21 protein-coding genes are annotated in these 22,944 nt (G+C 43.6%); 12 read left to right on the top strand and 9 right to left on the bottom strand.

The window, feature by feature from the left end; genetic code table 11:
- The first annotated feature begins 3 nt into the window (after positions 1-3).
- Both FHS68_RS04630 and FHS68_RS04625 read left to right on the top strand, forming a co-directional pair.
- Entirely contained in the window at positions 4-501 is a 498-nt protein-coding gene (locus tag FHS68_RS04630) for a dihydrofolate reductase (RefSeq protein WP_167267646.1), read from the top strand.
- 44 nt (positions 502-545) lie between these two features.
- Positions 546-1,637 (top strand): alpha/beta hydrolase, encoded by a 1,092-nt coding sequence (locus FHS68_RS04625; RefSeq protein WP_167267644.1) that lies wholly within the window; start codon positions 546-548, stop codon positions 1,635-1,637.
- Between the two features lie 172 nt (positions 1,638-1,809).
- On the opposite strand, the gene hslU is transcribed toward FHS68_RS04625, so the two are convergent.
- Positions 1,810-3,204: an ATP-dependent protease ATPase subunit HslU gene (hslU, locus tag FHS68_RS04620; RefSeq protein ID WP_167267643.1), complete on the bottom strand. Its 1,395-nt coding sequence runs from the start codon at positions 3,202-3,204 to the stop codon at positions 1,810-1,812.
- Between the two features lie 210 nt (positions 3,205-3,414).
- Here hslU and FHS68_RS04615 point away from each other — a divergent pair, with 210 nt between their 5' ends.
- From FHS68_RS04615 to FHS68_RS04595, 5 genes are all read left to right on the top strand, one after another.
- Positions 3,415-5,697, top strand: coding sequence for a GH92 family glycosyl hydrolase (locus tag FHS68_RS04615; protein ID WP_167267641.1), 2,283 nt, complete (start codon positions 3,415-3,417; stop codon positions 5,695-5,697).
- Between the two features lie 113 nt (positions 5,698-5,810).
- Positions 5,811-6,806 (top strand): aldo/keto reductase, encoded by a 996-nt coding sequence (locus FHS68_RS04610; protein ID WP_167267639.1) that lies wholly within the window; start codon positions 5,811-5,813, stop codon positions 6,804-6,806.
- Positions 6,807-6,845: 39 nt separating this feature from the next.
- Positions 6,846-8,012: a PQQ-dependent sugar dehydrogenase gene (locus tag FHS68_RS04605; RefSeq protein WP_167267637.1), complete on the top strand. Its 1,167-nt coding sequence runs from the start codon at positions 6,846-6,848 to the stop codon at positions 8,010-8,012.
- Between the two features lie 9 nt (positions 8,013-8,021).
- Positions 8,022-8,429 (top strand): c-type cytochrome, encoded by a 408-nt coding sequence (locus FHS68_RS04600; protein WP_167267636.1) that lies wholly within the window; start codon positions 8,022-8,024, stop codon positions 8,427-8,429.
- A 192-nt stretch (positions 8,430-8,621) separates the two neighbouring features.
- Positions 8,622-11,018: a TonB-dependent receptor gene (locus FHS68_RS04595; RefSeq protein WP_167267634.1), complete on the top strand. Its 2,397-nt coding sequence runs from the start codon at positions 8,622-8,624 to the stop codon at positions 11,016-11,018.
- Between the two features lie 54 nt (positions 11,019-11,072).
- Here the strand turns inward: FHS68_RS04595 and FHS68_RS04590 are convergent, their stop codons facing one another.
- Positions 11,073-12,533 carry a gluconokinase gene (locus FHS68_RS04590; RefSeq protein WP_167267632.1) on the bottom strand — a complete coding sequence of 487 codons (1,461 nt, stop codon included), beginning with the start codon at positions 12,531-12,533 and terminating at the stop codon, positions 11,073-11,075.
- A gap of 101 nt (positions 12,534-12,634) precedes the next feature.
- Entirely contained in the window at positions 12,635-13,003 is a 369-nt protein-coding gene (locus FHS68_RS04585; protein ID WP_167267630.1) for a hypothetical protein, read from the bottom strand.
- 381 nt (positions 13,004-13,384) lie between these two features.
- On the opposite strand from FHS68_RS04585, the gene FHS68_RS04580 reads away from it, so the two are divergent.
- Positions 13,385-13,573 carry a hypothetical protein gene (locus FHS68_RS04580; RefSeq protein WP_167267628.1) on the top strand — a complete coding sequence of 63 codons (189 nt, stop codon included), beginning with the start codon at positions 13,385-13,387 and terminating at the stop codon, positions 13,571-13,573.
- Positions 13,574-13,598: 25 nt separating this feature from the next.
- Here FHS68_RS04580 and FHS68_RS04575 read toward each other — a convergent pair whose 3' ends face one another.
- On the bottom strand, positions 13,599-14,828 hold the full coding sequence (locus FHS68_RS04575) for a metallophosphoesterase family protein (RefSeq protein ID WP_167267626.1): 1,230 nt from the start codon (positions 14,826-14,828) through the stop codon (positions 13,599-13,601).
- Positions 14,829-14,992: 164 nt separating this feature from the next.
- Between FHS68_RS04575 and FHS68_RS04570 the strand changes: the two genes are divergently transcribed.
- Together FHS68_RS04570 and pgeF are read left to right on the top strand one after the other, a co-directional pair.
- Entirely contained in the window at positions 14,993-15,508 is a 516-nt protein-coding gene (locus tag FHS68_RS04570; RefSeq protein ID WP_167267624.1) for a DinB family protein, read from the top strand.
- A 68-nt stretch (positions 15,509-15,576) separates the two neighbouring features.
- On the top strand, positions 15,577-16,341 hold the full coding sequence (pgeF, locus tag FHS68_RS04565; RefSeq protein ID WP_167267622.1) for a peptidoglycan editing factor PgeF: 765 nt from the start codon (positions 15,577-15,579) through the stop codon (positions 16,339-16,341).
- A 56-nt stretch (positions 16,342-16,397) separates the two neighbouring features.
- On the opposite strand, the gene FHS68_RS04560 is transcribed toward pgeF, so the two are convergent.
- The 3 genes from FHS68_RS04560 to FHS68_RS04550 form a co-directional block, all read right to left on the bottom strand.
- Positions 16,398-16,889 carry a histone H1/H5 family protein, HCT subfamily gene (locus FHS68_RS04560; protein WP_310588501.1) on the bottom strand — a complete coding sequence of 164 codons (492 nt, stop codon included), beginning with the start codon at positions 16,887-16,889 and terminating at the stop codon, positions 16,398-16,400.
- Positions 16,890-16,972: 83 nt separating this feature from the next.
- Positions 16,973-17,503, bottom strand: a complete 531-nt coding sequence (locus FHS68_RS04555) for an RNA methyltransferase (RefSeq protein WP_167267620.1) — start codon at positions 17,501-17,503, stop codon at positions 16,973-16,975.
- Between the two features lie 123 nt (positions 17,504-17,626).
- On the bottom strand, positions 17,627-18,247 hold the full coding sequence (locus FHS68_RS04550; RefSeq protein ID WP_167267618.1) for a response regulator: 621 nt from the start codon (positions 18,245-18,247) through the stop codon (positions 17,627-17,629).
- 251 nt (positions 18,248-18,498) lie between these two features.
- Here FHS68_RS04550 and FHS68_RS04545 point away from each other — a divergent pair, with 251 nt between their 5' ends.
- Positions 18,499-19,503, top strand: coding sequence for a GNAT family N-acetyltransferase (locus FHS68_RS04545; protein ID WP_167267616.1), 1,005 nt, complete (start codon positions 18,499-18,501; stop codon positions 19,501-19,503).
- Here the strand turns inward: FHS68_RS04545 and FHS68_RS04540 are convergent, their stop codons facing one another.
- Positions 19,504-20,148, bottom strand: coding sequence for an FkbM family methyltransferase (locus FHS68_RS04540; protein WP_167267614.1), 645 nt, complete (start codon positions 20,146-20,148; stop codon positions 19,504-19,506). It lies immediately after the preceding gene.
- 21 nt (positions 20,149-20,169) lie between these two features.
- Entirely contained in the window at positions 20,170-21,288 is a 1,119-nt protein-coding gene (gene wecB, locus FHS68_RS04535; RefSeq protein WP_167267612.1) for a non-hydrolyzing UDP-N-acetylglucosamine 2-epimerase, read from the bottom strand.
- Between the two features lie 86 nt (positions 21,289-21,374).
- On the opposite strand from wecB, the gene FHS68_RS04530 reads away from it, so the two are divergent.
- Positions 21,375-22,895: a lipopolysaccharide biosynthesis protein gene (locus FHS68_RS04530; RefSeq protein WP_167267610.1), complete on the top strand. Its 1,521-nt coding sequence runs from the start codon at positions 21,375-21,377 to the stop codon at positions 22,893-22,895.
- Positions 22,896-22,944 lie beyond the last annotated feature (49 nt).

Below are 22,944 nucleotides of genomic sequence, written 5' to 3'. Positions count from 1 at the left end.
TTCATGCTCATATCAATCATTGTTGCCGTTTCAGAAAATGGCGTTATTGGAAGAGATAATCAACTTTTGTGGAGATTACCTGATGATTTAAAGCGTTTCAAACAACTTACCCTGAATCATCCGATGATCATGGGAAGAAAAACATTTGAATCCATCGGAAAGCCTTTGCCCGGTCGGGTTTCTATTGTTGTTACCAAAAATCCGGCCTTCTCTTTCGAAGGTGTTGTCGTCGCACATTCTCTGGAGGAAGCCATCCGGCTGGCACGCGAATTGCAGACTAATGAAGTGTTTGTAATTGGGGGAGGAGAAATTTACAGATTGGCTCAACCTATCTCCGACCGACTCTACGTAACTGAGGTCAAATTGCAAATCGAAGGCGACACTTACTTTGAAATAGCCGATCCTGATGCCTGGATTGAGACAGAACGCATTGTTCATAAAACAGATGAGCGGCATACAGTCGAATTTGAATTTGTAAAATATTTTAAGAAAGAAGAATAATGAGTACTTTTGATGCCACGTAACTCTCAGTGACTCGAACAAGAATGCAAGTAGTAGTAGAAACCCTTATTATTGAATTAAGCACACCTGCCTTCGATAAACGCCCCGTATACATCACCGGCAATTTTTGCAAATGGCTTCCTGATCTGCAGGAATTTCAGATGATTAATGTTAGCTCAGGCAAATATCAGTTTCAGTTCCCTGAAACAATGGAACTACCTGATCCATTGGAATATAAATATACCAGAGGTGGCTGGGACCAGGTAGAGCTGGACCGATTTGGCAAACCTTATGGCAATCGTGTCGCCGTTAAAGGAGATGGAATCGTTCAAGATACGGTGGCACGCTGGCAGATTGACAATTCAGAAAAAACCGATTTCTCCCCGATCGTCGAACTGGTTTCGGACACTTTTGAAATACCCCAGTTTAATAAAACCCGCCGTATCCAGGTGTTACTGCCGCATGATTATTACGAGAGGCCAGACCTTAGCTTTCCAGTGCTTTACATGAATGATGCGCAGAATCTATTTGGTGAAGGTTCGCCCTATGGCAATTGGGAAATTGATCAAAGTCTGACTAAACTCGCAAAAGAACACAAAACGGGTGTAATTATCGTCGCTATTGATCACGGCGGCGAAGATCGTATCCTGGAATTTTCTCCATACACCAACCCGAAGCTGGGCAAAGGGCAAGGTGAATTGTTTTTGCGGTTTATTGCAACGACGTTAAAGCCACATATTGACAAAAAATACAGAACGAAGCCGGAAAGGCTGAATACAGGTATTGGTGGTAGTTCCGTAGGTGGGTTGCTTAGCCTCTATGCTGCCTTAATGTTCCCGCAGGTGTTCGGAAAGATGATGATCTTTTCACCATCGCTGTGGATTTCACAACGTGTATATTTTGACGTAATCCACTTCTTCGAGCCTTTCGAAAGTCGTATTTATCTGTACGCCGGAGGAAAAGAAGGTGCGAATATGCTGCCCAACTTCAAGAAATTGCAGGAAACGCTGGAAACCCAGGCATTTGGCTATGACCGCGTAAAAATCAAATCTTCCATCGACCCCAAAGGCAAACACGAAGAAAAGCAATGGAGCCAAGAGTTTCCGCTTGCTATGAAATGGTTGTTTTTGGAATGAAAAAAAGGGAGAAAAGGAAAAGGGAGGAAAGGAAAGGAAAAGGGAGGAAAGGGATGAGGGACGAAAGGGAGAAGATTTCTCTCCCCTTTCTCCATTTCTCCCCTTCCTCCCTTTCTCCCCTTCCTCCATTTCTCCCCTTCCTCCATTTCTCCCCTTCCTCCCTTCCTCCCTTTCAAAGAATATACTGGCTCAAATCCCGATTCTTAACCAGATGGGACAGTTTTTCATGAACCATATCAGCTGTTACCTTCAGGTTTGAATCTGGTCCGATCACGTCAGGGATATCGAACATAAAATCGTTGAGAAGTAAACTCATAACCGTTTGCAAACGGCGGGCGCCAATGTTTTCGACCTCGCCGTTGACTTCAAAAGCAATTTTAGCAATTTCCTTGATTGCGCCGTCTTCAAATTCCAGTTTTACGCCCTCCGCTTCCATCATTGCTACGTACTGCTTGGTCAGCGCGTTTTTCGGCGTTTTCAGGATTTGATAAAAATCACTTTCCGTCAGGCTACTCAATTCAACTCGGATCGGGAAACGTCCCTGTAATTCCGGAATAAGGTCCGAAGGCTTTGAAACGTGAAATGCGCCTGCCGCGACAAAAAGAATATGGTCTGTGTTGATTACGCCATGTTTGGTATTCACCGCGCTGCCTTCGACAATTGGAAGCAAATCGCGTTGCACACCTTCCCGGCTCACATCCGGACCGCCGCCGCCACCCGATCTGCTGGATGCAACCTTATCAATCTCATCAATAAATATAATCCCAAGGTTTTCAGCCTTCCTGATCGCCTCCATCTTCACCTCATCCATATCGATCAGCTTCAAAGCTTCTTCATCTAGCAAAATTTTCCTGGCTTCTTCCACAGTCACCTTTCTCTTCTTACCACGTCTCGGCATCATATTACCGATCATTTCCTGGATATTCATCATGGAAACATCGTCCACCGATCCACCAATCATCCCCACACTAGGCGCCTGGTTTTGCTGGATTTCAATTTCAATCTTGCGGTTGTCCAGTTCTCCATTGCGAATTTTTTCCCTAAAACGTTCTCTGGTTCGCTGGTTTAGCTCCGCATCATCCTCGGGCATTTCATCAGAACCATTATCATTTTTTACCTTTGCAACTCCCGCTCCATGAACAGGAGGTATCAACGCATCCAAAATAATATCTTCAACAGCCTGCTCGGCTTTAATCTTCACCTCTTCCTTTTTCTGCGTCCGCACCATTCCCACGGCTTGTTCTACCAGGTCGCGAACCATGCTTTCCACGTCGCGTCCGACGTAACCCACTTCTGTAAATTTTGAGGCTTCCACTTTCACAAAGGGCGCATCTGCTATCTTAGCCAGACGTCTGGCAATTTCGGTTTTACCAACACCTGTCGCCCCTATCATTAATATGTTGTTCGGTATGATTTCTTTCTGAATGTCGGCCGGACTATTCATGCGCCTCCACCTGTTCCTCAAAGCAATTGCAACATTACGTTTCGCGTCATTTTGTCCGATAATGTATTGGTCAAGTTCGAAAACGATCTGGCGGGGGGTCAGGCGATCTAAGTGTTCAGTCATGTGATTTATATCAATACGTAACTTATTATTAAAATTTCAATTGGTGGGTATTCTTATTGTTTCAAGCCCGTAAAGAACTATGCCGGTACAAAATGTCAGGTTGAATGACGCGATTGTAAAACTTTTGACCGATTGGTTTTTGTTATCTGACCTTACATTACATTTGTTCTTTCGCAATTTCATTACTCTACCCAAGATTCGTTCCTAACCATGAAAAAAAGCCTTTACTGCCTTTTATTCCTGTTAATACATACCACTTTACTTTTCGGACAGACATCGGCCCAAACGAACCTCGTTGACCTTGTTAATCCATTGATGGGCACGCAATCCAAATTCAGCCTTTCTGCGGGTAACACTTACCCGGCCATTGCATTACCCTGGGGCATGAACTTCTGGATGCCGCAAACCGGTAAAATGGGTGACGGTTGGAGCTATATGTATGACGCTGAAAAAATCCGTGGCTTCAAGCAAACCCATCAGCCAAGCCCCTGGATTAATGATTATGGTCAATTTTCGATCATGCCCATAACCGGAAAATTGAAAATTGATGAAGATAGCCGCGCAAGCTGGTTTTCGCATAAGGCGGAAACTGTGAAGCCGCATTATTATAAGGTATATCTAGCTGACTACGATGTTACCACCGAAATTGCTCCCACCGAACGCGCTGTGCAGTTCCGGTTTACATTTCCAAAAGCCGACAGCTCCTTTGTATTGGTTGACGCTTTTGATCGTGGGTCTTATATCAAAATTATCCCTGCGGAACGCAAAATCATTGGTTATACCACCAAAAACAGCGGGGGCGTTCCTTCCAATTTCAAAAATTACTTTGTCCTTATTTTTGATAAAGCATTTACTTTTTCTTCAACATTTCGTGGCAAACAGCTTGCAAAAGACACGCTGGAACTGAAAGCTGCGCATGTTGGTGCTGTGATCGGTTTCAAAACAAATAAAGGTGAGCAGGTCGGCGTGAAAGTCGCTTCTTCATTCATCAGTCCGGAGCAGGCAGAACTTAATTTGCAGCGTGAAGTGGGTAAGGATGGTTTTGAGGTTACAAAAGAGAAAGGCAGAACAGCTTGGAACCAGGAACTTTCGCGCATTCAGGTAGAAGGCGATAATGTGGATCAGATCCGTACTTTCTATTCGTGCCTTTACCGGGTGCTGCTGTTTCCCAGGAAGTTTTATGAAATGGATAAAGCCAACAAAGTTGTGCATTACAGTCCTTATAATGGTGAGGTCAAAACCGGCTATATGTTCACCGATAATGGCTTTTGGGATACATTCCGTGCAGTATTTCCGTTTTTTACTTTAATGTACCCGACCCTCAATGCGCACATCATGGAAGGTTTGGCCAATGCATACGATGAAAGCGGCTATCTGCCAGAATGGGCCAGTCCCGGCCATCGCGATTGTATGATCGGTTCCAACTCCGCTTCGCTGATTGCAGATTCCTATGTAAAAGGCATCAGGGGCTATGATATCAACAAACTGTACGATGCCATTATTAAAAACACAGAAAACGCCGGGCCGGTAAGTTCTGTGGGGCGTTTTGGGCATGAATATTATAATGAGTTGGGTTTTGTACCTTATGATGTAAAAGTCAATGAGAATGCGGCCAGGACACTGGAATATGCTTATGCCGATTTTTGCATTTCCCAATTAGGCAAAGAGCTGAAAAAGCCGCAAAAGGAAATTGATCTTTATTTAAAAAGAAGCCAGAACTATAAGAATGTCTTTGATCCTGAAACAAAATGGATGCGTGGTAAAAATAAGGATGGCCAGTTTCAGAAACCCTTTAATCCATTTAAATGGGGAGATGCATTCACCGAAGGTAACAGCATTCACTACACCTGGTCTGTTTTTCAGGATGTAAAAGGATTAATCGGTTTGATGGGTGGACGCGAAGCTTTTGTCCAAAAGTTGGATACGGTTTTTACCTTGCCGCCAATCTTTGACGACAGTTATTATGGTTTCCCAATCCATGAAATCCGTGAAATGCAGATCATGAATATGGGGAATTACGCGCATGGCAACCAGCCGATCCAGCATATGATTTACCTGTACAACTACGCAGGCGCACCGGATAAGGCCCAATATTGGTCCCGCGAAGTAATGCGTAAATTATACCTACCTACTCCGGACGGTTATTGCGGTGATGAAGACAATGGTCAGACCTCTGCCTGGTATGTCTTTTCTTCCCTGGGTTTTTACCCGGTTACCCCAGGTACTACCCAATATGTTATTGGCTCCCCACTGTTTAAAAAGGCCACTTTGACGCTCGAAAATGGCAATAAGTTCACAATTCAGGCGCCCGCCAGCAATGATGCAAACATGTATATCCAAGGAGCAACACTTAATGGAAAACCATACAGCAATACCTTTCTGGAACATGGTGACATTCAGAAAGGCGGTTCAGTGCAGTTCAATATGGCGAGTAAACCGTCGAAAACATGGGGAACGAAGCCGGAAGAAGCGCCGTTTTCGCTGACGAAATAGCTGTTAGCTGTTAGCTGTTAGCTGTTAGCTAGTTCGGATGTAAATGAGAAATTCATAATTTTTAAATAATAAAAGCTAAGAGCTAAAAGCCAATAGCTAAAAGCTAAACCAACATGAAATACCGCAAATTAGGAAACTCCGACCTTGAATTGTCTGTGATCACTTTCGGCGCCTGGGCAGCAGGCGGCTGGATGTGGGGTGGTACAGAAAGAAGTGAAGCCGTGAAAGCAATCCGCGAATCATTTGATGCGGGTGTTACTTCCATAGATACTGCACCGGTTTATGGTCAAGGATTGAGTGAAGAAATTGTTGGGGAAGCCATTAAGGATTTGCCGCGTGATAAAGTGCAAATCCTGACGAAGTATGGAATGCGCTGGGATCTTGCAAAAGGTGACTTTGCCATGCATAGCAAGAATAATGATGGCGAAGAGATTGACATCTATAAATATGCCGCTAAGGACAGCATTATCAAAGAATGCGAGGAAAGCCTGACCCGACTCGGAACTGACTACATTGATCTTTACCAGATTCATTGGCATGACAAAACAACGCCCATCGAAGAAACCATGGAGGCCGTTTCCAGGTTGATAGAACAAGGAAAAGTTCGTTATGCCGGTGTGTGCAATTACAGTGCTGATTTAATGCAGGAGGCAGCTAAGTACATTAGTCTTGTTTCCGATCAGGTTCCTTATAGTATGGTGAAGCGCGACATTGAAAAGGAGCTACTACCATATTGCATTGAAAATAATAAATCAATCCTGGCTTACAGTCCTCTGGAACGCGGATTGCTGACAGGAAAAATGAAACCTGGCCATCAATTCGCTGCTGATGATCACCGTGCCTCACTTTATTTTTACAAAGACGAAAACCTGTCGAGGGTTAGCAACTACCTGGATCAGATCAAGCCTCTGGCAGAAGAAAAAAATGTGAGCATTGGTCAACTCGTCCTGAAATGGACTATTGAACAACCTGGTATCACCATTGCGCTGGCAGGAGCGAGAGACGCTAAACAAGCATTGCAAAATGCTGCTGCTGCGGATGTCGTTTTGAGTCCGGAAGAGATCAGCCTCATCTCGAAACATTTAGAAAAACTTGAATTAGTTAAATAGTCAATTATAAAACCAAGCCTTTATTCACCTTTTATTACTATGAACCAAAACATTCCTTTACTAAAAAAATACCTCCCGATTGCGCTTGGAGGTTTATTGTTTACAGCCTCTATTGGCTTAATGAGTAACAGCAAAACCAATCCGGAGGCGTTTGCGGAAGCAAATTTGCAGGTAGACACCGTTGCCACAGGCCTCACAATGCCATGGGCCTCCGCATTGTTGCCAAACGGCGATCTGCTAGTAACAGAGCGTGGCGGAAAATTGCGTCTGGTAACCGGCGGAAAGCTTGATCCACAAGAAATTTCCGGAATTCCAGCTGTTTATTACAAAGGCCAGGGTGGACTGCTTGACATTGCGCTGCATCCGGATTATAAGACCAATGGCTGGATTTACATCAGTTACTCGTCTCCAAAAGCAGCTGGAGAAGAAGGTGACGACGACGGGGCCAACACCGGATTGATGCGTGCCAAACTCAAAGACCATGCGCTGACTGACATTCAGCAAATATTCAAAGCGCTGCCGAATGTAAAAGCCAATGTACACTTTGGCGGACGCATTGTTTTTGATAAAAAGGGATATGTATTTCTTTCTCTGGGCGAGCGTGGTCAGAAAGAAAATTCACAAAGCTTATCAAGAGATCAAGGAAAAGTAGTGAGACTGCATGAAGACGGCAAAATCCCTACCGATAACCCTTTCGTAAAAACAGAAGGCGCAAAACCGGAAATCTGGTCCTATGGACACCGTAACCCACAAGGAATGATCATCAACCCTGCAACCGGGGTGATTTGGGAAACGGAACATGGCCCACAAGGTGGAGATGAATTGAATATCGTCGAAAAGGGCAAGAATTACGGCTGGCCGAAGATTACCTTTGGAATTGATTATGACAACAGTATTATTTCAAAAGATACCGCGCTTGCCGGTATGGAACAGCCTGTTATTTATTGGAGGCCTTCTATCGCGCCATGCGGAATGACATTCCTGACCGGCGATAAATACAAGGATTGGAAAGGAGATTTGCTGGTAGGGTCGCTGAAATTCATGTACCTGCAACATCTAACCGTAAAAGGCAATAAGGTGACGAAGCGCGAGATCATTTTTGACAAAATTGGTCGGGTTCGCGATGTACGTCAGGGCACTGATGGTAATGTTTATGTTGTTCTTGAAAACTCAGGAAAAGTTGTACGCATCAGCCCAAAAAGTTAATTGGCGCGAATGAAAAGCGTAATCGCAATACTCACAACATTTCTCTTTTGCTCGGCCATTTTACCTCATCAGGACGATGAGCTGGCCAAGAGCATTCAAAGAGGAAAGATGATTTACTCCGAAAACTGCATTACCTGCCATATGGGGACCGGCGAAGGGGTGACGGCAACATTTCCGCCACTTGCGAAAGCTGACTATTTACAAAGCCATGAAAACGCAATCAAAGCCGTCAAATTTGGTTTGATCGGAAAGATTAAAGTAAATGGTGTGGATTATGATAACATGATGCCCAACCCTGGTTTAGCTAATGATGAGATAGCAGATGTGCTCAATTATATCATGAATTCATGGGGTAATTCATCTGATAAAAAGATAGTTACCCCGGAAATGGTTGAAGAAACCAAGGAGAAAAAGTAGTTAATAAGCATTCATTGCAGAGCCGCATGATCCTGGTAGATCATGTGGCTTTTTTAATGTATTGCATTCCGGTTATCCCGAAGACCAATTAACGTGCTACACTATTTGAAATAAATCTAAATAAAAATTAGGATCCGAAAGTTACGGCGTTCATATTTGCGACCTGTTAACACTTTTGTCCTATTTTCTAAAATGAAAAAGATTTATATACTCATTCTCTTTATCGCGTCGTCGCTGGCAGCCTTTGCCCAAAATGGCAGAGTAACAGGTCAGATACTAAGCTCTGACGGCCAACCCGCCGAGCAAGTTTCAATTGGTATCAAAGGCTCTTCGAAAGGCGCAGTCTCCGATACTCAAGGAAAATTCACAATTGAAAGAATTAAGGCTGGAAGCTACGTGCTGCTTGTAAGCTACGTGGGATCAGAAACGCTTGAACGATCCGTCGACATTGTTGCTGGTGAAACTGCTACCATTTCTTTCACACTTTCTGAAAGTGCCACCCAATTTCAGGAAGTAATCGTGCGAGGCGGTAACCTCTATAAGAATGATCAGCTATCACCGAGCCTTAAATTGATGACGCCCATTCTTGAAACTCCGCAGAATGTGCAGGTGGTAACATCAAAAGTATTGTCTGATCAGCAAATCATCAGTATGAGCGATGGTTTGATACGCAATGTAAGTGGCGCAACCCGCCTCGAACATTGGGGTGATATGTATGCCAACATCAGCATGCGCGGTTCGCAGATCCAGGCTTTCAGGAACGGATTCAATGTTGTAAACTCTTTTTGGGGACCATTAACTGAGGATATGAGCTTTGTAGACCACATCGAATTTGTAAAAGGTCCGGCAGGATTTATGCTCGCCAATGGAGACCCAAGCGGGTTATATAATGTAGTTACCAAGAAGCCTACCGGCGAAACAAAGGGTGAAGCTTCATTCACAATGGGCAGCTTCGACCTTTACCGTACCACGCTGGATCTTGACGGTAAACTGACCAAAGACGGCAAATTCCTTTACCGCCTGAACCTTGCGGGACAAAATAAAGGATCGTTCCGCCCTTTTGAATACAACAACCGATATAGCGTTGCTCCCGTCATCACTTATCAGATCGATGAAAAAACGAAACTGACTGCTGAATACACGCTGCAATATGCTAAAATGACAGACGTAGGCTCGTTTTACGTTTTTTCTCCCGGAGGATATGCGACTTTGCCAAGAGATTTCACCTTAATGCCTCCGGGACTTTCTCCCACAAAAATTAAGGATAACAGCCTGTTTGTCAATTTGCAGCACCAGATAAACCCGGACTGGAAACTGACTGCGCAGCTTGCGTACCTGAACTACAAAATGGCAGGAAGCAGCATGTGGCCATGGATGATTAATGCCGACGGGACCATGCAGCGCGGCGTAGGCTTATGGGATGCGAAAAGCGAGATGACACTCGGCCAGGTATTTGTAAATGGCAAAATCACTACCGGAGGCGTAGTTCACCGCCTGCTGGGAGGTATTGATGTAGGTACAAAAGAATATTTTGCCGACTGGTCGCAGTCGCACGCCCTGGATACATTGGGTGGCCTTTTTAATCCAAAAAACCCGGTCTACGGAACGCCAAACAATGGCTACCCCGTTTTTGACCGCTCACTGAACCTAGAAGCGCGGGCTGTGGGCGCCGGTGGTCTGATGGACCAGAAATATACAGGCCTTTACCTGCAGGACGAACTCGGATTTTTGGACAACAAGATCAGGCTGACGATCGCGGGACGCTATACCCATCTGAGTCAGGCACAATGGGGCGCGGCACCCGACAAGGCAGACCACTTCACGCCTCGTCTCGGACTCAGCGTTTCAATTGATAAAAGCACCTCCGTGTACGCCTTGTATGACCAGGCATTCCTGCCACAATCGGGACGCCTGACCAGCGGTAAAAAAGTACGGCCTGTCACAGGAAACAATACTGAATTCGGTTTTAAAAGAGACTGGGCCGAAGGTCGCTGGAACACAACCCTTTCCTTTTACCGCATCCTGAAAAACAACGAGCTTACTGGTGACCCGACCCGTCCCAGCTCAGGTTTCAGTGTAGAATTAGGCCAAAAAAGAGCACAGGGGGTCGAGTTTGATGTTCGTGGTTCCCTTTTGCCGGGCCTGAACCTGACGGCGAACTATGCTTTTACCAAATCCGAAGTGACCAAAGTGACTGAGGGCGTTATCGTTGCGAAGGTAGGAGATCCAATTCCGGGATTTGCGAAACATACTGCCAACGGATGGTTGAGCTATAAAGTCCAGAATGGTGCGCTGAAAGGCACGGGAATTTCAGGAGGCTTCACCTACCTCGGCAACCGCGCCACCTCTACATGGAGCGACACGGACAACACTTACAACTTACCCGATTATTTCAAATTGGATGGTGGCGTATTTTGGGAAAAAGACAAAATCCGTCTGACGCTCAATGTGTTTAACATTCTGGACAAATACCTGTACAGCGGTGGCACTTACGGCTTTAATACCGCCGACGGAGATCCGGTCACGTCCTACTACTGGCAAGCCGAGGCACCAAGGAATTACAGGTTGAGCCTTGCCTATAAATTTTAAGTCTTAGAAGTTGATTCTTTAAGTCCCGGTTTTTACGAGCCGGGACTTTTTTTGTCAGACTTCGTGGGCCATCATAATCTTTGCCCCTCGTATGAATCTCTCGGATAACGTTTCATATACTTTGTGAACGGTATCCTTTGGGTCGAATTCCTGCCCAACTGTCGTGAAAGATTTCAATTCTGAAAAGTCTTTGTTTATTCCCAATGCCTTTAAACCCATCATCGCCGCTCCAACTGCGCCTGTTTCCACGGTTTCATTGAGCCTGACTTTTTTACCAAAAATATCGGAAAGCATTTGCACCCAAACGGGGCTTCTTGCAAACCCTCCATTTGCATAAATTATATTAATATCCTGCTTTTCCATCAGGATCTTGCCAATGCTATACAGGTTTAATAAGATGCCTTCCATCACAGCCCTCGCAAAATGCGCACGGGTATGGCGGATGTCCAGACCCGAAAAACCGCCACGGACGGTAGAACTCCATAAAGGTGCCCGCTCTCCTAACAGGTAGGGATAAAAAAGCAGACCATCCGATCCGGCTTCAATTTTGGAGGCTTCTTCAAACACAGCATCGTATTCTTCTTTTGGAAAAAATGAATCCATAAGCCATTCAAAAATTACCGCTCCATTGTTCGAAGGCCCACCTACGATATAAGTTTTTTCATCCAGCACATAACAAAACGTCTGCATCGACGGATCTGAGTAGGGCCTGTTGGAACAAATTCGTACAGCAGCGCTGGTTCCTATCGTCACGGCCATAGAGCCGGCTGTAATCGCACCGCTACCCAGATTTGCCAGACAGCCGTCGCTGGCTCCCATGATCAGAGGGGTGCCTTCGGGCAGTTTTGCAGGATTACCCGCTGGTGCTTTTTCAATATGATAGGGAGATACTGCCTCAGACAGCTTTTCTGGCCTCAAACCCAGCTTCTTGAGCGTGTAAGCATCCCAGGTCAATTCCCTCATGTTGAACATTCCGGTTGCGGACGCAATGGAATAATCTACCAGAAACTTTCCTGTGAGACGATAAATGATGTACTCCTTTATGCCTACGAAACGGCTGGTTTTCGCATAAATATCCGGCTGATGGAGTTTCAGCCACAATAGCTTACATACCGGTGTCATAGCATGAATCGGCGTGCCATTGTTAACATATATTTTTTTACCAACCCTTGAAGCGCGCAGCTTGAGGGCAATGTCGGAACTGCGGTTATCCGCCCAAATGATCAGAGCAGTGAGTTGCTTTCCTTTTTTATCCAAGGCCAAAACACCATGCATGGCGGCGCTGAAACTGATTCCCAGCAACTTATCTTTGTCTTTTATGGAATCAGTGACATGCGTGATGGTCTTACAGGCGGCTTCAAAAATTTCATCCGGGTCCTGTTCGCTCCAATCGGGATGCGGATGCTGCATGTCGTAACTCTCACTGTGCGACGATAGGATCTCTCCCGAAACAGAATTGAAGGCAACGGATTTAACATTTGTTGTGCCGATATCACAACCAATAATGTAAGGCATTGGAAGTTGTTTTAGTAGCAGTGAGAGACGTTTTACGGCCGGCTGTGCTGCGAAATATACTAAAACAAATGTATGGAATTTGAGATAACGAACAAGGCACATTACAGTGCCCTCGCGACACGCTCGGTTTTGGTTGATACCGTAAACGATTGGACAAATTTCTCATCTCCGTCCGTCAGCTCGAAGGTATATTGACCGTCCTGCATGGTTGAAAGATCAAAATACTTATGGTATTTTTTGTAAACCAATGTTTTCTCCGCAAAGATGATGTTCTGTTCTGCATCCTTAATCCGCACAAGCACCCGGTCAGTTTTTGGGAATTTATAATTGATTTCAAATTGCATAGGTTTCACCTGCATGACGTAAAAGTCTGCGAAGTAGGCACCATGATCAACTTCGGTAATAGTTTGAGCTTTGACGCTGATCAGATTAATAAGTAGGAGGCAAATAATGGTGTACAGGATTTTCATAATGTTGAATTGAGTGATGAACGTTAGTAATAGTTCGGATAGCGGAATACAAAAAATTATATTTCGCTAGTTGACTTATTAAAAATAGATTATCCTGAAATCAATGTCAAGAACCAAATATAGTGCTGATTAAAAGTTATTTAAATAACAATTACGAATCTTCGAATGGTGACATGATTATATTTTGCGCTATGCACATTGTTTAAAAAATCCTATAAGTTGTGCTTTGGACTTAAAGGCTGACGTGATTGAGCAATTCGCGGATTTGGAAGGACCAGCTATTAATGCTGATTATGTTAAAAAAACCGGCTGTATGGAAGAAACTTAACCTGTAATCATTATTTTCGCAGAACAAACGATTACGATCTAATTATCCTGAAAATGTCTCAAACAACACATAGCGAATCCAAAGGCTTGTCAACCTTCGCTTACATTGCAGCATTCCTTATCCTTTTCGCCATTCTGGCTGTTTTTGGAGATATGTTCACATTTGTGGTGGGAGCCATTGGCCTTGTCATCACATTCGCAGCATTTTATAAAGACGACAGTCACGGCGACGAGCACCACTGACTTTCCCAACGCCGTCAGGAACGGCTTACCGAACGGCCAGCTCCGGAATAGCCTGAACGACTTTCCAGATGAGCTGGCCGCTGTTTTTGTCTACTGTCCAGGTTTCTTCATATACACAAGTATCTTCGATATCCCTGTACTCTGCCGTTAGTATATCATTGTTGATAAGCAGGCGTACAAACCCATTATAACCTAATGGATGTTTTTTCAAAATACTCTTTACGCGCCTGTCGTAATAGCTAACCTTACTCAGGTCAACCGGATTGGGCATTTGTATTTCCACAGGCAGGCCTCCGTGTCCAATGCACCTCCCGAAAGCAAGTGGCCCGTTCCCATTTTTGAACTTATCGTAAATAACCAGCCTGTGGTCATGGCCCCAAAACCAGATAACCGGACGATTTGTGTTGCCCAATAATTCCTGAATTTGCTCCCCAGGTTTCACATACTCTTCCCTGAACGCCGATAAATAAGGATGGTGACTCAAAAACACCAGCCCGCGGTGGTCGTTGGGATCCCCCAGTCTGACTGTGTCACGCAACCAGGCTATTTGTTCGTCCTTAAGATGGCAATCGGGTGGAAAAAGGATTTCCAGAAAAGGTTTTCCAACTGAGGTATATCCTGTATCCAATCCAATAATGCGCCAATGACTATTTTCAATGCAGAAAAATCCCGCCTGCTGCGTTTTTTTCACTTCTCCATCCAATGCATACATAGCAGGCAATAAATGTTGAAAAAACGCACCTCCATTGGAATACATCTCGTGATTACCTGAAAGTGCAAGGCTTCCAGACGCCCCGTAATACCAGGATGCATGCGGAGCTGTAAAATTTGATTCAATTTCCTGAGGCGTACCTACAAAATATACATCTCCAAGATGGATTGTGTAATCGGGTGAATATCTGGATACCAGGTTGGCCACCGCATCTGACTCGGCGGTATCGCTTGCCCAATCCGAAAGCAATGCAATGCTTAGTTCTTCCCTTGACGGTATGGAGGATTGCAATGGATAAATGCCATTGTCACCATTCCTGGGATAAGCCTGGTAGGGATGCTTCGCCCCGAAACGGCTTCTCAGATAATGCCGCGCGAAGCCAAGGAGGTTGGTTTTAAAAAACTCGGTAATGATATTAGTAACCGACGAAGTCTGTTTGACCCTTTTCTCGTAAAGTTCCAGCTGGGTTTTGGCATGGTTTTCAGCCTCGCTATGTCCTAAGTCCAGATACTTTTCTGCCCGCTCCCGAGAAGACTCTGCCATAAATTTGACTTCTGCTAATGATATTATAGTTTTTGGTAAATAAAGGGATATCCCATCTAAGCGCAATCAATCCTTTCATTAATATTTTTTTAACGAGGTTGATATTGGATATCATTAGAACTAACTTTCTATAAAAATTCCCAATCACCAAAAACAAAAATCGAATGAAAAAAATTACTATGCTCTGTTTAATGCTGTTTGCAGTTCAATCAGCATTCGCCCAAACCCAACTCGCGAAATTGACAGCCGATTGGGAAAGAGGAAAAGTCTTCACCAAAGAATACCTGGATGCTATGCCGGACGATGGTTATGCATTCAAACCTACTCCCGAGATCCGCACTTTTGCGCAACAAATGGGCCATCTTGCTGATGCAAATTTTGCCTTTATATCTGCTGCAACGGGAAAAGCCAAACCAATGGAAGCCTCTGTAGAAAAAATGGCCGACCAGTCAAAAGCTGCGATTTCCAAAGCTACAATGGATAGTTACGATTACGTAATTACAGCCTTAAAAGGAATGACAGAAGCCGACATGGCGAAAGACGTGAAGGTTTTCGGTATGGATATGAAGGCAGGAGTTGCTTTTGAGAAAGCATTCGAACATCAGACCCACCACCGAGGACAGTCTACGGTTTACATCCGTTTGAAAGGCGCCACGCCTCCCAAAGAAAAATTGTTCTAGAAGTAAGGGATCGGAAACGGTCCCTTTTTTATTTCTATTTTAGGGGTTTCAAAGAATTTAGTATTACAATGGAAACCTTCGTAAAGCTGCCCCCATACCGAATCCCTGACATTTCCACCAGGTTCCCAGAGCTGATTGCAGCAGAAAGCACACGTCATGGAGGTGTAAGCCCTGCGCCATACCATTCATTGAACCTGGGTGGTTCCACACAGGATTCACCTGAAAATGTTCTCGAAAACAGCAAGCGCTTCTTTAATTCTATCCATGTTGAACTGGATCGTGTTGCCAAATCTCACCAGGTTCACGGATCCGAAATCCTGACAGTTACCACGCCCGGACGATTTGAAGGTTATGATGCGCTCATCACCAACCTCCCCAACATTCAGCTGGCGGTAACCATTGCGGATTGCACACCCATGTTGATATATGACCCTGTTCATGGCGCGATGGCCGCGATTCATGCAGGCTGGCGCGGCACCGTAAGCCAAATCACTTTCAAGACTGTGAAAAAGATGGAAATGGTTTACGGAACCAAAGCAGTTGATTGTATAGCTTATGTTGGAACCTGCATTGATAAATATTCATTTGAAGTTGGTGAAGACGTTTCCAAACATTTCCATTCCAGACATAAGCGATGGGATGAGCAAAAGGCCAAATTCTTTGTGGACCTCAAACAAGCAAATGCAGATCAACTATTGGATGCAGGTCTCGAATTTCAAAATATAGAAATCTCCGGCTATTCGACAGTTACGCACAACGAAGATTACTTTTCATATAGGTTGGAAAAAGGATTGACTGGTCGAATGCTGGCAACAATTGGAAGACGTCCGTAAACAAAAAAATCAACTTCCTGAGAAGTTGATTCTAATTTATCCCATTTCTTAAATTCCTAAGCCTCCTCAGAAGTTACTACCTCGCCCGTAGATGCTGGTTGTGTAGTTTTAGTGACTGTTTTTGCCTCTGGTTTTGCAATTGAAGACTTTGCGGTACTTGCAGCTTTACCAACAGTAGGCTTAGCAGGTGGTGCAACCGGTGCCTTTGAAGAAGCGGCGGCTACCAATGCAGCGATTTTCTCCGTTTTTGCAGCCTTTTCTTTTTTACCCTCCTTTTTGTCCTTCGATTTAGGATTTAATTTTTTCAGTGCGTTCTTTTCGTCCTTTTCCTTCTTTTTGAGTGTCTCCTTCTCAAATTTGGCAACCTTTTTTGCCAGTTTCGAAGCAGCCTTCTCAATTGATTTCTTTATTTTTTTTGATCCCGTTGAAATTGCATCTATTTTGACGGCGAGGGTTTCTGCAATTTCTGTTGATAATTTTTTCGTTGTGGATTTCATAATCTGTTCTTGAGAGTACATAAATAAACTGATCGGCAACTCCTTGAACACTTTAAATGCTTAATTTGCCACCTCAGCAATAACCTGCAATTACCGATTAATAAATTACAAAAACCAAATTTTTCGTGTTATATTTATGTTAAACCTTTTTTCACAAAATCCCAGAGAACTATTCCAGCGGATACCGAAACGTTAAATGAATGTTTCGTTCCAAACTGCGGAATTTCCAGACAGCCATCTGATAATTCAATCACTTCGTCCTGAACGCCTTCCACTTCATTCCCAAAAACAAATGCGTGCGGCATACCAGGTTCCGGATTAAAATTCTGCAAATAGATACTTCCTTCCGCCTGTTCTACGCACCAGACCTTAAAACCTTCCGCTTTTAATTCCCTTACTACTTCGATGGTATCAACGTCACTTTGCCAGTCGACAGACAGTTCGGCGCCTAGTGCACTTCTCGTAATTTCCCGATGTGGCGGGCAAGGCGTGTATCCGCATAAAATTATTTTCTTTGCCCTAAATGCATCCGCTGTCCTGAAAAATGAGCCTACATTGTTTAGGCTGCGGATGTTATCCAATACAATAACAAAAGGAAACTTTTCCGATCCTTTAAATTCTTCTACCGTCAGCCGGTTGATTTCTTCAATACCTAACTTTCGCATAGGTGCTTAACCAATTGTTAACAACAGGCAAAATCTCTTGCCGTTAGATTTTTGTGATAATGCTTAATCAACAAAAAGGCTCCTACACATGGTACAGGAGCCTTTTTGTTATTTAAAAATTTGCTATTTAATTTTCGTTATCAGTTCAACGATATTCTTAACGCCCAATTTCTCAAAGATCCGAGCTTTATAAGTACTAACCGTTGAAAGTTGCAGGTTCAGTTTTTCGGCAATTTTTGCTGTTCCGAGTCCCTCTTTCAGTAGGTTCATTACGTCCGTTTCACGAGGCGAAAGACTTACGATTGGATCTGGAAGAAACTCCTTTGGATTGATCAGCCTATTGATATTCATCTGCTGCATATCATCGCTCATGTACTTTTTGTTGTTCAAAACACTCATAACCGCAGTTTTAAACTCTTCCTCAGGAGCATCTTTTGACAAATATCCGTCAGCACCAGCCTGCAGGTACATTAAGCCATAAAGCTGTTCATCGTAGCTAGAAAACATCAGAATTCGGATACCCGGCGATTTATGCCTGATTGTTTCAACCATCTTAGTGGTATTTCCGCCCGGAATGTTGATATCCAGAATCAAAAGATCATAAGCCTTGACTTCAAGCTCTTGCAATATTTTATCGAAGTCATCTACATCCGAGATTGTCGACTCAGGAATCAGTGATTTGAGGAGGTGTTTAGTGCCAATTCTAACAACGGCGTGGTCTTCGGCAATGAGTATGTGTTTCATGGATGGGTTGGGGCCAATTAAATGTAAAAATTCTTGAATAAATTAAATTAAGCAATCCACAAATGTTTCTATTGCCAATTTTCTGAAATCTGATCACCAACCAGAACAAATAGTGTAGCGTTTTGAACTGAACTGGTCAATTAACAAAAATAGCAATCGGCATTGTATTAAACATAAAAAATATCAAATTAGTATAGCATTTATTTAACCAAACATACCAATTAACCGACATTTGTACAGGATTTATAAAATTGATAGCCACCATCAAAAGCATTTTTATACACACTTCCGTATTTGAGTGGAATCAGGCAGATACTGAGGTAAGGGTTTTTAACTTGAAAGACGTGCCGCATTGCCCTTCAGACCCTACTTCCACAATTTATTTCAGGCCGGACCACCTTCGAACGCAATCTACAGGAATCATCTATTCTTTTATTCTTTTTCGGAAAAACCCAAAGGCAGTTATAGCAGAATTTCATTGCACACAACACGCTCCCGGTCAATGGTCATCGCCTCCGAAGGCTCCATTCGGAGGAATTACCGCAGAAAAAGGTTGCAAAGCAAATGAGCTTGAATTTTTTCTGAATTGTATTAAAGAATGGATGGCCAATTTGGGTGGCAAAAAACTAACCGTCTCCACTTCCGCCGCCTGCTACAACCCTACCCTTCATCCTCTTCTGCGTCAATGTTACCTAAGTACCGAATTTATCAGTACTCGTACCCTCATTAACCATCATATTTTAGTAAATGCCTTGAAATTCGAACATTCCATTTATCCTTCGGAACGCCGCAGGTTGAGAAAATCCGAGGATGCTGATTTTCAAGCGTATTTGTGTAAAGAGCATTCCATTGACATGATCTATCCATTTTTGCTTAAATGTGCTGAACGAAATGGTTACGAATTATCTCTTTCAAAATGTCAACTGGGAACACTGCTAACACGTTTCCCGGAGGATTTCCTTGTTTTTAGCGTAAATAATAAGGGCCAATTGATTGCTTTGGCGATTATGGTGAAGGTTACCTCTGATATTTTGTACTATTTTCTTTCAGCATTTGACCCTCAATACCGCAGTTACAGTCCCATGGTACTTTTGCTGAAAAATGTTTACGAATTTTGTCAGCAAAATGACTTTTCTATCCTGGATCTGGGAACATCTCTTGACCGTCATGGAAACAACAAACCATCGCTTGCCCGCTTCAAGAAAAATATAGGTGGTATTGAATGTGAGAAGATTACTTATGAACTGGTTTTCTAATCAGATATCCAGGCAATTTCCGTCACGGTAGAAAACGCTGGTACATGTTTCGATTCCTACGATCGGCGCCATTCCAATGAAATCCAATCTTCGAAATCCCCGTTCTTTTAAGTAATCTTTGGCCTTTTGGTACCATTCGCGTTCGGAGTTATCCAGGATTAGTACGCCGTTCTCAGCTAAAAAGTCAACGGCGAAGTTTGCACATTTGACCCTATTACGTCCATCCACTACAATAATGTTATATAATTGACCAGTGTCCCGAACGGACTGTACGTACGTTTCTCCCAAAGGTCTTTCCAAAACAGTCGCATTGGGAGGCAGCTTTGGGCTGATTTGTTTAATCCATTCGCCGTCATGTTCCACTGCTGTAATATGCTTGATCTGCGCTGCATACCACCGGGTAGAATTGCCTGAACCATACTCAAAAACAATGAATATGGGTTTCAAACGCGGTTTGAGAAATAAAATAAAGGGGTAAGTGTACCAGGGAAGCGGGTTACCATCAATATCAACTGACTGTTTTGAATGAAAGCTTTGAAACCATCCATATTGTTTAAGGGCACCGTCCAGATAAAGCTGAACGCTCCCTCCCAAACCAGCCGTATTCAACAGATTCCAAACGCCATTCTTTATTTTTTTGAGCATTATCTGAGATACCCTTGAGTATTATTTATCACAAACGTACGAATTAAAGTACTTTTCTCTCAAGATTGCTACAATGCGCTCAGCCGTATTTCCATCCCAAAATGCAGGGATCTGACCTTTTTTTAATTTCACAGCATTGATCTCATTTACCTTATTTAATATGGAATGCGTATCAAAATCCGGTAAGAGATAATTAGTACCTTCCTCCACCGTCACAGGCCGCTCGGTGGTTTCACGCAGTGTAATGCATGGAACTCTGAGATAGGAAGTTTCCTCCTGTATACCGCCAGAATCCGTCAGTACAATCCTGGAATTTTTTATCAGGTTGAGAAATTCAAAATATCCCTGGGGTTCCAGCATCTTTAGTCCCTTAACTTCCTCGAAATCCCTTAGCAAACCAAGCATTAGAATGTTTTTACGGGTCCTCGGATGCATTGGAAAGACAATTGTTTGCTCTGCGGAAAGTGCTTTTATGATTTGAAGAATGCGTGTCAAGCCAGCCAGATCATCTACATTGACTGGCCTGTGCATGGTCATCAATATATAATCTCCTGAACACAGTCCTAATTTCCCTATCAAATTCATTTGGTCGATCTGCGGCAGATGGCGAGCAAGCGTGTCGATCATTAAATTGCCCACGAAATGAATTCTTTCGGAAGCAATATTTTCTTTCAGCAGGTTTTCGACCCCTGCCTTTTCAGTCACAAAAAGTTGATCAGAAATTGAATCGGTAATAATGCGGTTTATTTCTTCGGGCATCGTTCGGTCCCCGCTTCTCAGGCCGGCTTCTATATGTGCCACTGGAATGTTCTCTTTGGCACAAACCAATGCACAGGCCAATGTTGAATTCACGTCACCCACCACCATAACCAGATCCGGCTTTTCCGTTTGAATCACTTTTTCAAATTCCACCATAATGGCTGCGGTCTGCTGCGTGTGTGTGCCTGCTCCGACACCTAAAAAATAGTCTGGAGTCGGCAATTCAAGCTGCTCGAAGAAAATACCTGACATTGCAAAATCAAAATGTTGACCGGTGTGGATAATACGCGGGACAACGTTGCTGCACTTTGAAAGTGCGCGATGCAGCGGGGCTACTTTGATGAAATTGGGCCGTGCACCGACAACCATGAATATTTTCAAGAAGAGGGGTTTTTAGTTGTTTAAACAAATCTAGGGTATCTAAACCTTTTTCTCTTATTTCGTCCTGTTAATCAAGAATAGCCTTAATGGGGATCATTGTTCGTCAGGGATTTAAAAGTTCGATTGTTTCGTACATTGGGGTAATCATAGGAATTTTTAACATTCTGATCCTCTACAACCAATTCCTGACCCAGGAGCAGTTGGGATTATATGCTTCTACGCTCTTAACATTTCCCGTCATTTACATGTCATTTGCACTGCTTGGCGTTCCGTCCGTTGCAGTACGTTTTCACAGCCGGTTCCAGGACCATGAATCAAGGAGACAGCTTTTTACATTTATTATCATTACCCCGCTGGTCGGCCTCACGGCTTTTGTCGCCCTCTATTTATTATTCAAACCCTTATACCTTAAATTTTATCTCGACCATTCGCCCCTGCTAGTCAGGTACTACTACGTTTTTATACCACTGACCGTCGGAATGGTATACTTGCTTGCTCTGGAATCCTATTCAAGGATTAACCTGCGCATTGCCGTTCCCTCGCTCATTCGCGAAGTGGGACTTCGCCTGCTGAACAGTTTGCTAGTCATTCTTTTCGGGCTGAAGGTGATTTCCTTTGATACCATGGTGAACCTCACAGTTGTCAGTTACGCTGTGGCCATCATTGCAATGCTGATTTATTTATATTTTCAAAAAAGGTTGTACACGTCCCTGGATTTTGGTTTTATAAAACATCCTGCATTCAAGGAAATGTACCGTTATGGGCTTTGGGTATTACTTGGCGGTGCCAGCGCTGCTTTATTGCCGCACATTGAAAAGGTACTATTACCCGCCTTCAAAGGTGGTTTAGCAAATACCGCAATTTTCGACATTGCATCCCGCATTGCGTTGGTAATATCCATCCCTAGAAATAGCATTGTAATGATCAGCGCGCCCATTATTTCCGAAGCTTATGCAAAAAACGACATTGCCCATATTGACACGATCTACAAAAAATCCTCTTTGAACCTCCTAATTATCGGCACTTTTCTCTTTCTGGGAATCTGGTCAAACATAGATGCGATCTTTGGCATCATCCCAAAATCCGATATTTATTCACAAGGAAAATGGGTGGTGTTAATGGTAGGGATTTCCAGGATCGCCGATATGGTGACGGGGCTGAATTCCGAGATCCTTACGAACTCCCGGTTTTACCGATATGACATTGTATTCATGCTTTTTTTCACCGTTTTGATCTTATTAAGTAGCCAGTATCTCATCCCACTATATGGTTACAACGGCGCGGCAGGTGCAGCGTTGTTCGCAACCGTTACTTATAATGTTGTAAAACTGTTTTTTATAAAAAGTAAGTTAGGGATCCAGCCCTTTACCGTCGACACTTTGAAAGTGTTATTGCTTGCTGGCCTTTGCTATTTCATTATTTCATTTATCCCTGATTCCAAAAGCGAAATTTTACTCGAAACCCTTGCTAATATTCTTATAAGATCACTGATCGTGATTATCGTGTTTGGCGGGGGAATTTTGCTTTGGAAAATCTCTGAGGACATCTCCGCAGGTTTCAGGTCAGGCTGGCAATTATTTAGGATGGGGATTCTGAGGAAGAAGTGAGCAATGGCTATCTTTGGCTTACAAACCGACATCGTATTGGGATGATTGC

This window comes from Dyadobacter arcticus, from assembly GCF_011762185.1.
In the GTDB taxonomy this organism is placed as follows: Bacteria; Bacteroidota; Bacteroidia; order Cytophagales; family Spirosomataceae; genus Dyadobacter; species Dyadobacter arcticus.
This window is presented reverse-complemented; position numbering and strand designations above follow the sequence as displayed.

What these genes read in the sequence shown, in the direction of transcription:
- pgeF (WP_167267622.1), top strand. Translation starts at nt 15,577, where the DNA reads ATGGAAACCTTCGTAAAGCTGCCCCCATACCGAATCCCTGACATTTCC.
- FHS68_RS04575 (WP_167267626.1), bottom strand. Translation starts at nt 14,828, where the DNA reads ATGGCAGAGTCTTCTCGGGAGCGGGCAGAAAAGTATCTGGACTTAGGA.
- FHS68_RS04595 (WP_167267634.1), top strand. Translation starts at nt 8,622, where the DNA reads ATGAAAAAGATTTATATACTCATTCTCTTTATCGCGTCGTCGCTGGCA.
- FHS68_RS04605 (WP_167267637.1), top strand. Translation starts at nt 6,846, where the DNA reads ATGAACCAAAACATTCCTTTACTAAAAAAATACCTCCCGATTGCGCTT.
- FHS68_RS04615 (WP_167267641.1), top strand. Translation starts at nt 3,415, where the DNA reads ATGAAAAAAAGCCTTTACTGCCTTTTATTCCTGTTAATACATACCACT.
- FHS68_RS04550 (WP_167267618.1), bottom strand. Translation starts at nt 18,247, where the DNA reads ATGAAACACATACTCATTGCCGAAGACCACGCCGTTGTTAGAATTGGC.
- hslU (WP_167267643.1), bottom strand. Translation starts at nt 3,204, where the DNA reads ATGACTGAACACTTAGATCGCCTGACCCCCCGCCAGATCGTTTTCGAA.
- FHS68_RS04600 (WP_167267636.1), top strand. Translation starts at nt 8,022, where the DNA reads ATGAAAAGCGTAATCGCAATACTCACAACATTTCTCTTTTGCTCGGCC.
- FHS68_RS04630 (WP_167267646.1), top strand. Translation starts at nt 4, where the DNA reads ATGCTCATATCAATCATTGTTGCCGTTTCAGAAAATGGCGTTATTGGA.
- FHS68_RS04570 (WP_167267624.1), top strand. Translation starts at nt 14,993, where the DNA reads ATGAAAAAAATTACTATGCTCTGTTTAATGCTGTTTGCAGTTCAATCA.
- FHS68_RS04555 (WP_167267620.1), bottom strand. Translation starts at nt 17,503, where the DNA reads ATGCGAAAGTTAGGTATTGAAGAAATCAACCGGCTGACGGTAGAAGAA.
- FHS68_RS04540 (WP_167267614.1), bottom strand. Translation starts at nt 20,148, where the DNA reads ATGCTCAAAAAAATAAAGAATGGCGTTTGGAATCTGTTGAATACGGCT.
- FHS68_RS04585 (WP_167267630.1), bottom strand. Translation starts at nt 13,003, where the DNA reads ATGAAAATCCTGTACACCATTATTTGCCTCCTACTTATTAATCTGATC.
- FHS68_RS04580 (WP_167267628.1), top strand. Translation starts at nt 13,385, where the DNA reads ATGTCTCAAACAACACATAGCGAATCCAAAGGCTTGTCAACCTTCGCT.
- FHS68_RS04625 (WP_167267644.1), top strand. Translation starts at nt 546, where the DNA reads ATGCAAGTAGTAGTAGAAACCCTTATTATTGAATTAAGCACACCTGCC.
- FHS68_RS04590 (WP_167267632.1), bottom strand. Translation starts at nt 12,533, where the DNA reads ATGCCTTACATTATTGGTTGTGATATCGGCACAACAAATGTTAAATCC.
- FHS68_RS04610 (WP_167267639.1), top strand. Translation starts at nt 5,811, where the DNA reads ATGAAATACCGCAAATTAGGAAACTCCGACCTTGAATTGTCTGTGATC.
- FHS68_RS04530 (WP_167267610.1), top strand. Translation starts at nt 21,375, where the DNA reads ATGGGGATCATTGTTCGTCAGGGATTTAAAAGTTCGATTGTTTCGTAC.